Raw genomic sequence first — 16,104 nt, 5'->3', positions numbered from 1 at the left:
CTCACGCTCCGCTTCCGCGTGCCGCGATGTCCCGGCTGTACCACTCGCAGGTGCGGCGCAACCCCTCGCTCAGTGAAACCGCCGGGCGGTACCCGGTCAGTTCGCGCAGCCGGGAGATGTCGGGCAGGCGCCGGGCGGGCGACAGCGGGGGCGCGGGGTGGACGTCGACGGCCGGGTGGCGGCCCAGGGCGTCGAAGACGCTCCGGGCCAGGTCCCTGATGAGGATCTCCTCCTGGTCGTTGCCGACGTTGACCAGCAGTGGCTCCTTGGTGGGCAGGGCGGTCAGCGCGGTGATGGCGTCGACGGCGTCGTCGACGTAGCAGAACGCGCGCGTCTGGTCGGCGCCGTGGATCTCGAAGGGGTCCGCGCCGCCGAGCAGCCGCTCGATGAACTGCGGGATGACGTGGTCGTATCCCATTCGGGGTCCGTAGACGTTGTGGAAGCGGACCATGCGCAGGGCGAAGCCGTGGGTGCGCGCGTAGGTGCGGCACAGCTGCTCTCCGGCGATCTTGCTGAAGCCGTACGAGGAACGGGGCACGGTGGGATCGGGGAGCATCAGCGGTACGTCTTCGGTGGTGGGGACGGACGCGATGCCGGCCTCGACGCTGCCCGCGTAGGCCTCGCTGGAGGAGGCGAAGCAGAGGGTGGCTCCGGTCAGGCCGGAGAACCAGTCGAGGAGGTGGACGGTGGTGAGGAGGTTGGTGCGCAGCACCCGCCGGGGGTTGTCGTTGGAGTGGGCGACGCCGACGACGGCGGCCAGGTGGTAGACCTCGGCGAAGTCGTCCGGGAGCAGTCCGTCGGGCACGGGCGTGGTGAGGTCGTGCCCGACGACGTGGACCGGGCCGAGCAGCGCGGACAGCTCCGCGTCGGACCGGCCCCTGCTGAAGTCGTCGAGCAGGGTGACCTCGCAGGTGGCGGCCAGACGGCGGGCCAGGTGCAGGCCGATGAAGCCCGCTCCTCCGGTGATCAGGATCTTCTTACGCACGGCCGAGCCTCATCGCCTTCGTCGAGGGCGGGAGGACCCGCCAGGTGTCGTAGACCAGTGCCGGGTCCGCCATGCTCGCCACCAGGTCGGCGGCGTCGACCTCGCCGTAGCGCCGGTGGTCGTTGAGGAGGATGGCCGCGTGCGCGCCGGTGAAGCCCTCGGTCAGGCCGACCGCCCGGACACCCAGCGCCTCGATCCGGGCCGGCGGCACCACGAAGTCGTGCCCGACGATCTCCTTGACCCGGCCCCTGAGGAACGGCAGCAGCCGCTCGTAGGGGGCTCCGCGCAGATCGTCGGTCTCGGGACGGCCCTTGTACGCGAAGCCCGAGATCAGGATCCTGGCGCCGGCCGGGTCCCTGCCCTGCTCCCACAGCGCGGCCAGGACGCGTTCGCCGACCCTGCGCGGCATGGACTCGTTGAGCGTGCGCGCCGCGGTGATCATCTGGGGTGTGTGGTCGTACGCGGCGACCGAGTACGCGAGCAGATAGGGGTCCTTGGTCAGGCAGCTGCCGCCGACGAAGCCCGGCTTGTGCAGGGTGGGCCGGGGATAGCCGAGGTTGGCGGAGTCGATGACCTCGCGTGCGTCCAGGCCGAGGGTCTCGGTGATGAGTGCGATCTCGTTGCCGAAGCCGTAGATCAGGTCGGTGTGGCAGTTGCACACCAGCTTGACCAGTTCGGCGCTCTCCAGCGAGGACACCGGCACCACCTGGTCGGAGAGGGTGCCGAAGAACTCCGCGGCCCGCTTGGCCGCCTCGTCGCTGAGACCGCCGACGATCTGCGGCAGGGACAGCAGTTCCGCCAGCGCCTGGCCCTGGATGGTGCGCTCCGGGCAGTAGGCGAGCAGCGGTTCGGGGATCCTGCCGCGCAGGAGGGGCAGCACCAGGCTCCGCGAGGTACCCACCGGTACCGTGCTGCGCACGATGACCACGGTGGTCTCGTCGATGCCGGCCGCGATCGCCTCGGTGGCGGCCCGCAGATGGCTCAGATCGGGTGTGGTCCCGCCGGTCTCGATCGGTGTGCCGACGCAGATGATGACGACGGGCGGCAGCTTTTGCTCGCCGAGGTCGGTGGTGACGGCGAAGGCACCGCTCGCGGCCCCGCCCTCGATCTCCTCCTCGACGCCCGGTTCGGCCAACTCCAGGACGCCCCGGGCGAGTTCGTCGGCCGCCTTGGGGTTGGTCTCGTAGCCGAGCACGCTTCTGCCCGTGGTGAGCAGCGCGGCGGTGAGTGTGACGCCGACGTAGCCCAGCCCGACGACACACACGTCGTAGTCCTCGTACGGCCTGGTCGATGGCATTGCATAGCCCCCTGGGAGTGGCTGGAGTGGTGGAGTCACCGGTACGTATCGCGGGCGGCCCGTCCTCGGCTGCTGGAGCTCGTCGTGTTCACGGGACCCGGGACGGCTTGCCGAGGAGTTCGACGGCGCCGTCGACCAGGTGCCAGAACAGGCGCTCCCCCAGTTCGGCGGAGGCGCCGACGGCGGAGGACAGCACACCCTGGTTCGAGATCTCGTCCACGTCGACGGGGTGCCGGTACACCCCCGCTGGCGGTGGTGAGGAATGGCTGGGGCGCTCCGCGCGGACGACGTCGGGGCGCAGATACATCATCAGGCTGGTCTCGGTCAGGCCCGCGTGCTCGGCGTGCCATCCGGGGAAGTGCGGGATGTGCTCGCCGAGCCAGGCGTCGGTGACCAGACTCCACCAGCTGAACGCGACCACCTCGGTGTCCGCGAACAGGGTGTCCGGGGCGCAGCCGTCGATCGCCTCGAAGAGCAGGCCCTCGTTCTCGTAGTGCCCGTTGATCACGACGAGCCGGCCGAGGCCGAGGCGGGAGAGGGACTTCAGACAGTCCGTCAGGTAGTCGATGAAGGTGGTGCCGCAGATGTGGACGGTGCCCGGGAAGCGCAGTCCGCCCCCGCTCTGCGGCAGCGACCTGGCCGAGAGCGGCTGGCCGGGCAGCAGCAGACCGTCGAGCTCCGCGACCACCTGCCGGGCCAGGGCTTCCGGGATGTCCAGGTCGACCGAGAGCGGGAGGTGGGGGCCGTGCTGCTCCAGTCCTCCCACCGGCCACACCAGGGTGGCGCCGGCCGCGGTCTGCGGCACCTGCGGACTGGTCAGGTCCTGGTAGCGGGGTACGTTCGTGGTGCGTTGCCGCATCGCCTTCACCTCATGCCCTCTTCACGCTCTGACCCACCAGGTCCGCCACCGTGCCGCCGCGCGAGGCCAGCCAGTCGTCGAAGCCCTGGCGGATGGTGCGGAGCGTGACGTGCATGTTCCGGTGCAGCGCCGTGTAGACCTGGACGGCCTCGGCGCCCACGCTCAGATACTCCGCCACGTCCACGGCGTCCTTGACTCCGCCGCTCGCCATGACCGGCACGGTCAGCCCGTCGCGGCGCAGCCCGAAGATCTCGGCGAGCACGAGCGGTTTGATGCCGGGCCCCGAGTAGCCGAACGCTCCTCCCAGGCGCACCTCACCGGTGTCGGCGTCGACGGCCAGACCCGCGATGGTGTCGCTCAGGGTGATCGCGTCCGCGCCCGAGGCCGTGGCGGCGTCGATGCGCTCGCGCACCCGCTCCCCGATCGCCAGCTTGACGCTGAACGCCACCGGGGTGCGGCGCCGCACCGCCTCGGTGTACGCGGCGACCCGCTCGGGAGTGTCCTCCAGACCGCCGCCCTCCTCGTTGAGGCACGAGATGCCGAGCTCCAGGGCTGCGCTGCCCGCATCGGTCACACGCTCCGCCAGATCGGCGAGTTGGTCCGGCGAGTCCGCGTGCACGGAGGTGATCACCGGCAGGCCGTCGTCGGCGAACCGGCGCAGCATCGCGCACCAGTCGTCCACGGAGCGACGGGAGTACGTGGTGTTGTTGAGCATGCCCGTGGGCAGACGGAGCAGGCGTTCGTTGCCCGAGGGGCCGGGGTCGGGGTGGATGGTCTTGGTGACCACGGCGCCCGCCCCGCCCTCGAGCAGCCGACGGATGTTGCGCTCCTGGTCGGTGAGGAGACCAGAGCCCACGACGACGGGTGACCGCAGGCGCAGCCCGAGGACCTCCACCGGCGCGGACCCGGCGTCGGGCACCGCGTCGACACCCTCGGGGGCGCTTCCCGCGTCCTTGATGGCCGTCACTTCGACATCACGGCCTCCCGGCCCAACTTCTCCAGCAGCCGCAGCAGTTCGACGGGGTTGGCGTGCGCCTCGGCCAGGTCGAAGACCGTGACGTCGGCGACGGTGGGCAGCCCGCGCAGCAGGTGGCTGGCGTTGGCCGCCATCGGCACCGGGGTGACGATGACGATGGGCCTGCCCAGCGCGGAGGCCCAGCCGAGCTCGACATGGGTGCCGTCGGTCCGCATCAGCTCACCGGCCGCGTCCACGGGAAGCACCGGGACGAACACGTCGCAGCGCCGCATCCAGCCGAAGTCCCGCACACTGACCTGATCGGGCGAGAACAACGGCGTGTCCTCACCGAACTTCTCGGCGACATGCGCGGAGAACACCGTGCCGTTGACGACCGAGACGGCCTCGATGATGTCACCGATCGTGTTGCGCAGCGGCTGGTGGAAGCCGTCGTCCCGGATCGCGTGCTGGATGGGGCCGCCGACGAAGACGCTGACTCCCGTCAGGTCGATTCCCTCCGTCCCGTCGACGCGTAACGGCCTGCTCTCACTCATGACATCTCCCGATCTGCTTGGCGAAGCGCGATGTGATGCACCTTGAGCTGCGTGTACTCGTTCAGACCCCATGGGCCGTACTCGACGCCGATCCCCGAGTGCCGGTGACCGCCGAACGGCACGTCGTGCCGCACGTCGCCGTGGGTGTTGATCCACACGGTCCCGCACTCCGGCCGCCCGGCCAGGGCCCGCGCCCGGTCCTCGTCGCCCCACAGGGAGCAGCCCAGCCCGTAGGGCGAGGCGTTGGCCCGGGCGATCACCTGCTCCGGGTCGTCGTAGGGGATGACGGGGACCACCGGGCCGAACTGCTCCTCCTCTTCGAGGCGGCTGCCGGGCGGAAGGTCGGTGACGACGGTGGGGCGATAGAAGTGGCCGGCCCTGTCCAGGACATGGCCGCCGGCCAGGACGAGGGCGCCGCGGCCCACGGCCTCGTCCACCATGTCCGCGACCCGGTCCAGCTGGGCGCGGCTGACGAGCGGTCCGTACTCGGTGGCCGGGTCGAGCCCGTCACCCACGACGGCCGAGTCCGCCACGGCCGCCATGGCCTCGGCGAGTTGGCGGTACCGGTCCCGGGGCGCGTAGACGCGCTTGACCGCGGCGCAGAACTGCCCGCTGTTCGTCATGGCCCTGGTGAACAGGTCCCGGGCGAGGGGCAGGACGTCCGTGCCGGGCAGGACGACGGCCGGGTCGTTGCCGCCGAGCTCCAGCACGACCCGTTTGAGGTCGGCGGCGGCCTGCCGGGCGATAGCTCGCCCGGCGCCGACCGAGCCGGTGAACGAGACCAGCCGGACCACGGGGTGGGCGGTCAGCCGGGCACCCAGCTCGGCACCGCCGTCCACGACCGCGAACGTACCAGCGGGCAGCACCTCACTCAGGATCCGGCCCATCATCAGGCTCGACATCGGCGTGTCCGGCGAAGGCTTGAGGACCACGGTGTTACCGGCCAGCAGCGCGGGGGCAATCTTGCAGACGGCCAGCAGGATCGGGTAGTTGGAGGGCGCGATCGCGGCGACCACTCCGTGGGGCACGCGCTCCAGGCCGACGCGGGCGCCGGGCTCGTCGACCAGCCGCTGCGGCGCGAACTCCAACCGAGCGGTGTGGCCGAACCACTCGGCCGCGAGGCGGACTTCGGCCCGGGCGTGCTTGAGGGGCTTGCCCTGCTCCCTGGTGAGCAGTTCGGCCATCGGATCCACCACGCCCAGCAGGGCACGCTCACACGAGAGAAGCCGCTCGCGACGGACGTCCAAGGGTGTCGCCGCCCAGCCGGGGAAGGCACGGGCCGCGTCCTCCAGCACCCTGTCGAGCTGTTCGGGCGTGCACCCCGGGGTCCGGTCGAAGACCTCACCGAGCGCGGGGTTCTCGACCGGCATCGGTCCGTACGGGGAGACCCCAGGGCCTCCCTGGACAGCGACCGCCGGTCCGACGGCACGGACGTTCACCGGCCGCACTCCATCGACGGCAGCACACGTTCAGAAATGAACTCGGCGTTTCCATAAGGGAGTTGATCAACAAATGCGGACATGTGTTCCCGTCACGAGGTGGTCGCGTAAGGGCGGTTGCCGACTGTTGAGAGGGGCGGGCAGGTGGAGGGCACCGGGAGCGCTCTCTGGTCCTGGTGTCCGAAGACAACGCGGGCCGGGAGCGGTGCCACGGACCTAGGGCACTGGGATGACCGGCGAGCGCCGATGGATGGCCGTGATCGGACGGCCCGGAAACAGTCTCACCGGGACCCCGGTGATCGAACACCCCCACTTTGGGCTAGGGTCATTCGGCTACGCCGATCGCCCGGTCGAATGCGCATGGCGGGCGCGGGGGCTCCCGGGGAGCATCGAGCGTACGGACTCGCTCTCCGGCCTGATGCCGGGGTTCCCTCAAACTGGCACGCCGCATGTACGGGCGTGCGCGAGCGCCTGAGTCCCAAGGCCGGGCATGCCTCAGCGCCGACCCTCAAGTGGAGCCGGACAGCACCTGCCGCGAGCCGTCACACCACAGCGCGAGAGCGGTCCGGAACGGCCCATCGGTCCGCCGGACGCACGCTCCCGCGCCAGGGTGGCACCTCTGTGGCAGCCGAGAGTCCCCTAGGACAGGGACCGGCCGAGCCCGCCTGCGGCCGCCGCGCCGCGTTCTTCCATGGCCTGCTGCCCCGTACCCTCGGCGTACTCGACGAGCGAGCGCTCGACGTCGTACAGGAATCCGTGCACCTCGGACGGGGTGAGCGCCCGGTGGTCGGCGTTGAGCACCAGCCGGATCCGGCCCGGAATCTCGTCGTCGATCACGAGGAAGAAGGTCTCCCCCTCCTCGAACTCATCCGGTGCGACGACGGTGTCGGCCATCGCGGCCCGCAGGGCCGCGCCGGACACCGCGGCACGGTCCTCGGCCTCGGGCGGCAGGGTGTGCTCCAACCGGACGTCGTTGAAGCAGTACGAGAGGTCGATGGGCACACCGGGCCCGTGGGCGGAGGCGATCAGCTCCGCCACCTCGTCGGGGTCGTAGAGACCGTTCGCGTACGCGGCGGTGCACTCGGCGAAGGCCCGGCGTGCGACTTCCTCGATGCGCTCGCCCTCAAGGCCGATCGTCACGGCCACCTCCGAGTGCAGATTGCCGATGGTGGCGTGCAGTTCCGGGTCCGACCGGTTGGCGGCGAGCAGGCGCAGGGCGCACGTCGGCGTCCCCGCGCGGCGGCCAAGGAGCTGTGCGACGACGGTCAGCAGCACCACGGAGGTGCTCACCCGCCAGCGCCGGGCCAGGAGCGGCACCGCGAGCGCCACCGCCCGGGACTCCATGCCGGCGCTGTAGCGGACCGCCGCCGCCAGGCCGCCCCCGGCTCCGTTCCGGGGCGGGAACAGGGTGGCGGGCGCGCTGGCGAGCTGGCGGCTCCAGTAGGCGCGCGCCCGCTTCAGCAGGGCCCGGCCGCGCGGAGAGTGCTCCAACTCCGCCTGCTCGACGAGCTGCCGTGCCGGTGCGGCGGGTGGCAGGGGGCGACCGGCCACCCGGGCGTCGAGCAGCCGGGTCACCTCGTCGGCCAGGAGGCGCAGGGACGTCAGGTCCACCACGAGGTGGGAGACGCAGTACGCGGCGAACACTGGTGCGCCGTCGGCGACGATCACCATGAACCGGATCAGCGGGGCCCGCGCGGGCTCGAAGGGGGTGTGCCGCATACGGCTCTGCCAGGTGTGCAGCACACTGTCGGCGTCCTCGTCGCGCGTGAGGGTCCACACCTCCGTCTCGAACTCAGCTGAGTCCGTGACCTGTTGGACCAGAGAGCCGCCTGCGTCCCGATGGAATGAGGTACGCAACGACTCGTGGCGCCTGAGCAGTTCGGCGAAGACGTCGAGCAGGTCCTGTGCGGTGCCGTGGCCGGACAGCGGCACCCAGTAGCACACGTCGTAGAACGCGGCGTCGGGTAGTTGACGCTGCATCAGGTTCCAGATGTGCCGCTGCGCGCAGGTGGCCGGCGCTGTGACGGCTCGTCCTCCACTGAGGGGGGTGCAGTACCGGACGAATTCCGCCACGGCTCGCTCCTTTCCAGCACGGTCAGGCGTGGTGAGGGGAGGTGGGGGTGTGCGTGCACCGCCCCGCCAGGCCGGTGCGGCCGGCCTGGATCCGGGCGATGTCGCGCAAGGGGTTTCGGCGGGCTCCGCGCCCGAACCGGCGGTGAGCCGCCGCGGACCGCACGCCCGGGATCACCGTAGCGCCGGCGCCGCGAGAGCGTCACCCGGCGCTTCGGGTCTGCCCGTTCGGGCACACTCGCCTCCATGGGACTGCCCGTTCGGGCACACCGAACGGGCGCCCATGGGAGGCTTCACAGGCCGCTCGGGCACGGTGAACATCGATACATGCGGCTTTCCATTCCACCGAGCGGGCAGGGACATCGCGACCCTCGGACGAGCGCGGGGCCGATCAGTAGGCAATGAGACCGTTCTGTATGGCGGTGACCACCGCGGCCGTCCGGTTGGGCGCTCCGAGCTTGAGCAGCAGGCTGGCGACGATGCGCTTGACGCCATGACTGGAGATGCCGAGGCGCCGGGCTATCTGCTTGTTGCTCAGTCCCTCGGCGAGCATCGGCAGCACCTCGTTCTCCCGGCCGGTCAGGGGGACGTCGCGGCGCCAACGCTGCTGTTCCGGCTCACGGACGCGATCCAGCAGGGCCCGGGTCACCGAGGTGGGCATGGGCACCTCCCCCACCACGATCCGCTGGAGCGCCTCCTCGACCGCGGTGGCGGTCAACTCGCTCTCGACCAGAAATCCATCGGGGACCGAGGGCCCCGCGAGGACCTCCTCGGACACGTCGCTGCTGCTGAGCAGCAGCAGTATTTTGGGGCGCCGGCGTCGGGCGTCGGCGAGCACACCTCGATCAGGGCTGCAGTCCTTCTCGTGCAGGACCAGGACGTCGACCTTGTTGGCACACAGCGTGTCCTCCAACTCGCTCCAGTCACCGCAGTGTCTGACCTCCCTGACCAAGGGGGTCGTCGACAGCACGGCTCGCAGCCCGAGCTGCAGGAATCCGTTGCGCACCAGAGTGATCACACCGAGCTGTTCTCCTTGAGACGGGGGGTGGCACAGCGTCTGGCTCACTCTCACTCCTCCTCACTGTCGCCACGCGCTCCGGCGTAGCCAGCACGGGGAGATGCCGCCGCCCCGTGCCGTCCACTGTCAGGCTGTGGCCGACTCGCCATCGCGTACATGCAATAGCGGCTCACTTGAACACCCGTTACAGCACTGGAGCTCATCACAGTACCCACACGATTCGAGTGAGATCAACCATTCAACTTGACGCATCCCATTCAGGCCAGGCGGCCCGAAAATGTCGATTGGGCGCCCCTTCGGGTATTTATTTAATTTTCAACAACTAGCTGTTTGCGCAACCCGGGGGCGGACTTTCGTTTCGCCCTGAAAACAAGTAGCTTCCATGCCACGGCACGCCCCAAGACCGTTCGCGTGCCAGGGAAATCCATGATGCCGAAGATACGACCTCCGCCCTCAATGCCACTTCCCTGAACAGGGACGATCCTCATCCGACCGAGCTCGCCGAAGACTTCGGCCACACCACCTCAATGCCTCGGTCACACCGCCTCAATACGCGCCGGGTGCGCACACGTGCACCTATACCCGGGGCAGCCCCTTTGCCCGAACCGTACGCCCGTATGCCCCATCCGCACGCCCGTTTCCTGCCCGCGAACACGCCTGCGGCGCACCGATCGCTTCCCCGTGGCACCCCTCTGCCGACCCAGCCGAATTCACACGACGGCCCGGAAATCACCAGCGCGCCACGCACCCGGAAATTCGTTAAACCCTGGCCGAAAACCATGCGCCGATTGTCTTTACCGGCCCCCTCCGGGTCCGAGGACACCACGGCCCCCGACACAGACAAGGAGAGCCGATGACCGCCGAGACCATCCCGGGCGGGGAGGATCCGGCCGACACCAGTGCCCCTCCCCGACCGGCGTCCGGCGCAGGCGCTCAGGACAGCGTGCCCCGCTGGCTGCTCGCGCAGATGCGGCCCTTCAGGCCGTACATCGCCCTGTTCCTGCTGGGCAGCCTGGCCTGGCAGTCGCTGACCGCGGCGATCCCCCTGGTCACCGGTCTGGCCTTCGACGCCATCCTCGACCAGGACGACGGGACGCCCGACTTCGGCTCCTTCCACGCCATCGTCGCCGCACTCCTCGCCCTCGTGGTCGTCCGGGCGCTCGGCGGCATCATGGCCACCTACTGCCTGGAGTCCTTCGCCAGCGGACTGGAACGCAACGCGCGCGCCCAGGTCTTCGCCAGCCTGCTCCGCAAGGGCCAGAGCTACTTCAACCGGCGGCGGGTCGGCGACCTGTCGGCCCGGGCCACCGGCGACGCCGAGTCACTCAACCTGATGGTGTCGCCCGGCTTCGACCTGGCCGTCGACCTCGGGCTGAACATCCTGATGCCGATCGTCTTCATCGCCCTGGTGGATCCGCGGCTGCTGGTCTCCCCCGTCGCCTTCGTCCTGCTGTTCGCCGTGGCCCTGGCCGAACACGGACGGCGCCTGGAGCCCGTGTCCGATCTCGCGCGGGAGCGATTCGGCGATATGACCGCCCAGGCCTCGGAGAGCATCGCCGGGATCGAAGTGGTGGGGTCGACCGGCGGAGCCGACGAGGAGCGCGCCCGGTTCGCCGCACTGGCCAGGGCCTACCGGGACGCCTCCGTCCACCAGATCCGCACCCAGGCGCTGGCCCTGGCCCCGCTGCTGCTGACCTTCGCCACCGTCGGCGCCCTGGTGCACTCCGTGATCCTGCTGCACGCGGGCTCCCTCACCATCGGCGAACTCGTCGCCGTCCTGGGGCTGATGGGCACCCTGCGAGCCCCCACCCAGCTGGCGTCCTTCAGCCTCGGGCTCATCTACCTCGGCATGGCGGGAGCACAGCGCATCAAGGAGGTCGTCGACGACCCCGAGAACGAGGACGAGCGGGGCGGCCGGCACATCGCGCCCATCGCCGGCGAAGTCGCCATGGACAACGTCACCTTCGGCTACGAACCCGGCAAGCCCGTGCTGCGCGACGTGTCGTTCCACGTGGCCCCGGGCACCACCGTGGCCATCGTCGGCGCCACGGGCAGCGGCAAGTCCACCCTGCTGCACCTGCTGAACCGCACCTACGCGCCGGACGAGGGGCGCGTCCTGATCGACGGCGTGGCCACCACCGACTGGGACACCACCTCGCTGCGCTCGCGCATCTCCGTCATCGAGCAGGACGTGGTGCTCTTCTCCCGCACCATCGCGGACAACCTCAGCCTCGGATCGGACACCGGCACCGACCACGCCCGCCTGGAAGCCACGGCCCGCATCGCCCAGGCGCACGACTTCATCATGGCGACCGAGGACGGCTACGACACCGTCGTCGGCCAACGCGGTGTCACCCTCTCCGGCGGACAGCGCCAACGCCTCGCCATCGCCCGCGCGTTGGTCGCCGATCCCCGGATCCTCGCCGTGGACGACGCCACCAGCGCCGTCGACAGCGCCACCGAATACGAGGTGCAGCGCGCCATGCGCCAGGCCTCGGCCGGGCGCACCACGTTCCTCGTCACCCCCCGGCTGTCCCGCATCCGGGCGGCCGACCACATCCTCGTCCTGGACGCCGGCCGGATCGTCGACCAGGGCAGCCACGAACACCTCCTGCGGGACTGTCCCCTCTACCGCCGGATCTTCGCGCCCTACCTGAGCAAGCCGGCGCCCACCGGCCCGGACACCGCGGGCGCCAAGGAGGAGAGCCACTGATGGCCCATCTGCTGGAGGGCATCGAGCCGGACGGCTACGACCGCCGCTACGGCGACCGCGAGCTGACCCGCCGTATCGCTCCGTACTTCCGCGGCAGGGGCGGGGCGGTGACCTTCGTGACCATCGCCGTGATCATCGCGGCGACGGCGGGCAGCGCTGTACCCCTGCTGCTGGCCCGGACCGTGGACTCGGCCGTGGACGACGACGGCGACGGCCGGCTGACACTGCTGGTCACGGCCATCCTCGTCGCGGGCATCACCGCCTGGCTGCTCACGCTCCTCCAGGAGCGCACGACCGGGACGCTGGCCGGGGACGTGGTGCTCAAGCTGAGGGAGCAGGCGTTCGCCGCGGCCATGCGCCAGGACATGACGTTCCACGACGCCCACCCCACCGGTGTGGTGGTCAGCCGCGTCACCAACGACACCCAGGCGTTCGCGACGCTGATCAGCCTGGCGCTCAGCCTGCTCGGCCAAGTACTGATGATCGTGATCCTGCTGACCGCCCTCTTCGTGATCAATGTGCCGCTGGCCCTGGTGACGGCGCTCGTGGCGGCGCTCATCGTCGCCGTCAGCCTCGCCTTCCGCCGTGCCGCGCGCAACGCCTCAAGGCAGCAACAGCAGGCACTGGCCGAGGTCAACGGATACGTCCAGGAGACCCTGCGGGGCATCGCCGTGGCGCGCAACCACAGCCACCAGGAATCCGCGCAAGCCGAGCTGCACGCGGTCAACCACCAGTGGTTCCGGGCCAGTGTGCGACTGAACCGCCTGTTCAGCGGTATCTTCCCGCTGCTGATCTCCCTCACGGGTCTGGGCACGGTCGCCGTGGTCCTGGTGGGCGGGCACGGCGTCGACGCGGGGTCCGTGTCGGCGGGCGAGTGGGTGCTGTTCCTGGAGGCCCTGGCCCTGTTCTGGTCACCGCTCACCAGCATCGCCTCCTTCTGGAGCCAGCTTCAGCAAGGCCTGGCCGCGGGAGAGCGGGTCTTCGCGCTCGTCGACCGCGAGCCGTCGGTGCGCCAGCGCGACCGGGTCCCGGTGCCCCGCCTGCGCGGTGAATTCACGCTGCGCGACGTCCACTTCGGTTACGACGCCGACCATCCCGTACTCAAGGGCGTGAGCCTCACCATTCCGGCGGGCCGCACCGTGGCGCTCGTGGGGCACACCGGGGCGGGCAAGTCCAGCGTGGTGCGGCTGATCATGCGCGCTTACGAATTCCAGCAGGGCAGCATCGACGTCGACGGCCTCGACGTACGCACTCTGGACCTCGAACAGTACCGGCGCCGCCTCGGCGTGGTGACGCAGACGCCGTTCCTCTTCTCCGGGACCGTGGCGGACAACATCGCCCGTGGCCGGCCGGGCGCCGGGCGGGAGGAGATCGAGGCGGCCGCGCGCGCGGTGGCGGGCGGCGACTGGCTGGCACCGCTCTCGCAGGGCCTGGACACCCCCATCGACGAGGGCGGGCGCAACCTGTCCACCGGCCAGCGGCAGATCGTCGCCCTCGTCCGCGTCTTCCTCCAAGACGCCCCCGTACTGATCCTCGACGAAGCCACGGCCAGCATCGATCCCCTGACGGAGGCCCAGATCCAGGAGGGCCTGGAGGCACTCGCCGCGGACCGTACGACCATCGTCGTCGCCCACCGGCTGCCCACCGTCCGCAAGGCGGACACGATCGTCGTCGTCGACGACGGCCGGATCATCGAGCAGGGCGACCACACGACCCTGCTGGCTCGCGGCGGAGCCTACCGCCACCTCTACGACCGCTACTTCCGCCACCAGCAGCCCGACGACGACCCCGCCGACGACCCCGAGCGTCCGGTCCACACCCCCGCGCCGTACGCACGAGCGGTGACACCGGCGAACGGACTCGCGGACCGGAACGGAGAGGAGAGCGTGATCGATGGCCACCGCGTCTGACACCGAAGTGAACCAACTTCCCACCACCCTGGGGGCGTTACTCGACGACGCCTCCCGAACCCGCCCGCACGCCGTCGCCGTGCGCTGCGAGGACGACGTCCTCACCTACGGTGAACTGCACGCGAAGGTACGAACCACCGCGCGCCGCTTCCGCTCTCACGGCCTCACCGAGCAGGTCACGACGGGGTTGCTCCTGGAGAACACCCCGGACTGCGTCGTCGCCTTCCTCGCCGCCGCACACCTCGGACTGCGCGTGGTCCCCCTGGAACCAGGCACACCCCATTCTCAACTAACCCTCGTACGAGACAAGTTGGGCCCCATGCCTGTCGTCGGTCACGCGGCGAGGCTCACCGCGCTGAACGGCTTCAAGGACCAGGACCCGCTCGACCGCGCCTTCGTCCCCGTGGAGGACCCGGGCGACACACCCTCGCGGGAGGCCGACGGCAACGAGCCACCGACCAGCGCCGCGCCCGACGCTCCTTTCCTCCACCAGTACACCTCCGGCTCGACCGGAGAGCCGAAAGCCGCCGTCCACACGCAGCGCAACCTCGCCAACGGCGGCGACCTCTACACACGCGCCTACGGCATCACCGAGGACGACCGCATCCTGGCCGCCGTCCCGCTGCTGCACTCCTTCGGCATGGTCGCCGGACTGGTCACCGCCCTGCGGGCCGGGGCGCAGCTCGTCCTCCTCCGCCGCTTCTCCCCCGCACAGCTCCTGCGGGCCCTGGACCAGCACGGCTGCACGGTGCTGGTCGCCGCCCCCATGGTCTACGACCTCACGACGCGCGCGGCGGCAGCGGGCTCGTCTCCCCCGCGCCCGCCGGACGCCCTGCGGCTGTGCCTCTCCTCGGGGGCGGCCCTGCCACCCGCCGTGGCGCAGCGGGCCAGGGAGCGGCTCGGGCTGGACATCCAGCAGGTCTACGGCTGCACGGAAGCCGGAGTCATCGCCGCGCGGCGACCCGAGGACGGCGTCGGCGCGGACCTCGGCGTGGGCCGCCCCATGCCCGGCGTGCGGGTCCGGGTCGTCGACGAGCAGGGGCACGAGGTGCCACGAGGCGAGGAGGGGGCGCTGCTGGTACGGACACCCGCGATGTTCACGCACTACCTCGGCCACCCCGAGGCCACCCGGCGGGCCTTCCGCGACGGCTGGTACAAAACCGGCGACGTGGCTCGCCTCGGCCCCGAAGACCATCTGCATCTGGTCGGACGCAAGGACTCCTTCATCAATGTGGGCGGCAAGAAGGTGAACCCTCTTGAGGTGGAGCAGATCCTGCTGGCCCACCCGTCGGTCGCCGAGGCGGTGGTGTGGGGCGAGACGACCGACGACACCGGCGAGCGTGTACGGGCCACCGTCGTCGCGGGAGCCCCGCTCTCCGCGACGGAGCTGACGTCCTACTGCCGCGCCCGGCTCCTGCCGCACCAGGTTCCCACCGAGGTCCACTTCGTGGCTTCGCTGCCGAAGAGCTCGATGGGCAAGGTCAGGCGGGCCGCGGTGCCCGGCGAGAATCCGCGCTAGGTAGGGGGCACCCTCAAAGCAGCCAGCACCGGCAAGTGATCGGTGGCTGCCCGCAGGTCCCGTTCCTCGACTCCGCTGAGCCCCATCGGCACCCCGCACCCCAACACCTGAACCCCCTCCGTGGCGAAGACGACGTCGATCCGCTGCAACGGATCGCCCAACCGGGTGGTGTGCTCCCGCCCCCACGGCTTCGTCGCCCAGCCGTCCTGGAGAGTCTCGGCGAGTAGGCCGAAGGTATGCCCGTCGGGCCGGTCGTTGAGGTCACCCGCGGCGACGGCGTGCGGCACGTCCATGGCGGCCAGCTGGTCGAGGAGCAGCCGACCCTGCCCGTAGCGCTCCCGGTCGTCGATGCTCAGATGACAGCTGAGCACACCGAGCCGGACCCGCCCGAACCGCAGCACGGCGGTCGCGAAGCCGCGCTGGTGCAGGCCGGGGGTGCGGGGCAGCAGGACGTCCTCGGTGCGCTCCACGTGGGCGCGGAGCGAGGACAGGATCATGGGGCCGGAGGCAGTGGCACCGCCCGTAACGTAAACAAGCCCAGAAGTCCTCGCGAGACGGGCAGCGGCCTTGCGCCAGCGAAAGAACCGCGGCGCCTCCTGAACACACACCACGTCGGGCCGACAGGCCCGGATCACCCGGGCGAGCGCGCCGACGTCGTCGCGCATCGAGCGAACGTTGTAACTGAGCACGCGCACGACCACACAGCCGTCAGGCTCGGAAGCCGACGTGGGCAGATCCTCCACGCTTTCCCTCTCCACGCTTGTCTCTCCCACCGCGACGGACCC

The 16,104-nt window shown here is 70.5% G+C and carries 12 protein-coding genes; 3 read left to right on the top strand and 9 right to left on the bottom strand.

Features of this window, described 5'->3' with window-relative positions:
- Nucleotide 1 precedes the first annotated feature (1 nt).
- From IE252_RS17420 to IE252_RS17385, 8 genes are all read right to left on the bottom strand, one after another.
- Nucleotides 2-985 carry an NAD-dependent epimerase/dehydratase family protein gene (locus IE252_RS17420; RefSeq protein WP_190090341.1) on the bottom strand — a complete coding sequence of 328 codons (984 nt, stop codon included), beginning with the start codon at nt 983-985 and terminating at the stop codon, nt 2-4.
- Entirely contained in the window at nt 978-2,282 is a 1,305-nt protein-coding gene (locus tag IE252_RS17415; RefSeq protein WP_190090340.1) for a nucleotide sugar dehydrogenase, read from the bottom strand. Before IE252_RS17415 ends, IE252_RS17420 begins: the two co-directional genes overlap by 8 nt.
- 88 nt (nt 2,283-2,370) lie before the next feature.
- Complete coding sequence (locus IE252_RS17410; RefSeq protein ID WP_190090339.1) at nt 2,371-3,141, bottom strand: creatininase family protein; 771 nt, start codon at nt 3,139-3,141, stop codon at nt 2,371-2,373.
- Between the two features lie 10 nt (nt 3,142-3,151).
- A complete protein-coding gene (locus tag IE252_RS17405; protein ID WP_229848475.1) occupies nt 3,152-4,108 on the bottom strand; it encodes a beta/alpha barrel domain-containing protein in 957 nt (318 codons plus the stop codon).
- Nucleotides 4,105-4,650 carry a TIR domain-containing protein gene (locus tag IE252_RS17400; RefSeq protein ID WP_190090338.1) on the bottom strand — a complete coding sequence of 182 codons (546 nt, stop codon included), beginning with the start codon at nt 4,648-4,650 and terminating at the stop codon, nt 4,105-4,107. The genes IE252_RS17405 and IE252_RS17400 overlap by 4 nt, the downstream gene beginning before the upstream one ends.
- Nucleotides 4,647-6,020 (bottom strand): aldehyde dehydrogenase family protein, encoded by a 1,374-nt coding sequence (locus IE252_RS17395; protein ID WP_190090337.1) that lies wholly within the window; start codon nt 6,018-6,020, stop codon nt 4,647-4,649. The genes IE252_RS17400 and IE252_RS17395 overlap by 4 nt, the downstream gene beginning before the upstream one ends.
- Before the next feature lie 708 nt (nt 6,021-6,728).
- Entirely contained in the window at nt 6,729-8,162 is a 1,434-nt protein-coding gene (locus tag IE252_RS17390) for a condensation domain-containing protein (RefSeq protein WP_190090336.1), read from the bottom strand.
- Between the two features lie 388 nt (nt 8,163-8,550).
- The gene (locus IE252_RS17385) at nt 8,551-9,177 is read right to left on the bottom strand and encodes a helix-turn-helix transcriptional regulator (RefSeq protein WP_190090335.1); all 627 of its coding nucleotides are present in this window, start codon (nt 9,175-9,177) and stop codon (nt 8,551-8,553) included.
- An 853-nt stretch (nt 9,178-10,030) separates the two neighbouring features.
- On the opposite strand from IE252_RS17385, the gene IE252_RS17380 reads away from it, so the two are divergent.
- From IE252_RS17380 to IE252_RS17370, 3 genes are read left to right on the top strand one after another with little or no spacing between them, the layout of a single operon-like run.
- Nucleotides 10,031-11,890 (top strand): ABC transporter ATP-binding protein, encoded by a 1,860-nt coding sequence (locus IE252_RS17380; RefSeq protein ID WP_190090334.1) that lies wholly within the window; start codon nt 10,031-10,033, stop codon nt 11,888-11,890.
- Nucleotides 11,890-13,800, top strand: coding sequence for an ABC transporter ATP-binding protein (locus tag IE252_RS17375; protein ID WP_190090333.1), 1,911 nt, complete (start codon nt 11,890-11,892; stop codon nt 13,798-13,800). Before IE252_RS17380 ends, IE252_RS17375 begins: the two co-directional genes overlap by 1 nt.
- Nucleotides 13,784-15,319 carry a class I adenylate-forming enzyme family protein gene (locus tag IE252_RS17370; RefSeq protein WP_190090332.1) on the top strand — a complete coding sequence of 512 codons (1,536 nt, stop codon included), beginning with the start codon at nt 13,784-13,786 and terminating at the stop codon, nt 15,317-15,319. The genes IE252_RS17375 and IE252_RS17370 overlap by 17 nt, the downstream gene beginning before the upstream one ends.
- On the opposite strand, the gene IE252_RS17365 is transcribed toward IE252_RS17370, so the two are convergent.
- On the bottom strand, nt 15,316-16,062 hold the full coding sequence (locus tag IE252_RS17365) for an endonuclease/exonuclease/phosphatase family protein (RefSeq protein ID WP_190090331.1): 747 nt from the start codon (nt 16,060-16,062) through the stop codon (nt 15,316-15,318). The genes IE252_RS17370 and IE252_RS17365 overlap by 4 nt on opposite strands.
- Nucleotides 16,063-16,104: the final 42 nt, after the last annotated feature.

Origin of the sequence: Streptomyces melanogenes, from assembly GCF_014649795.1 — a bacterium.
Lineage (GTDB): Bacteria > Actinomycetota > Actinomycetes > Streptomycetales > Streptomycetaceae > Streptomyces > Streptomyces noboritoensis.
This window is presented reverse-complemented; position numbering and strand designations above follow the sequence as displayed.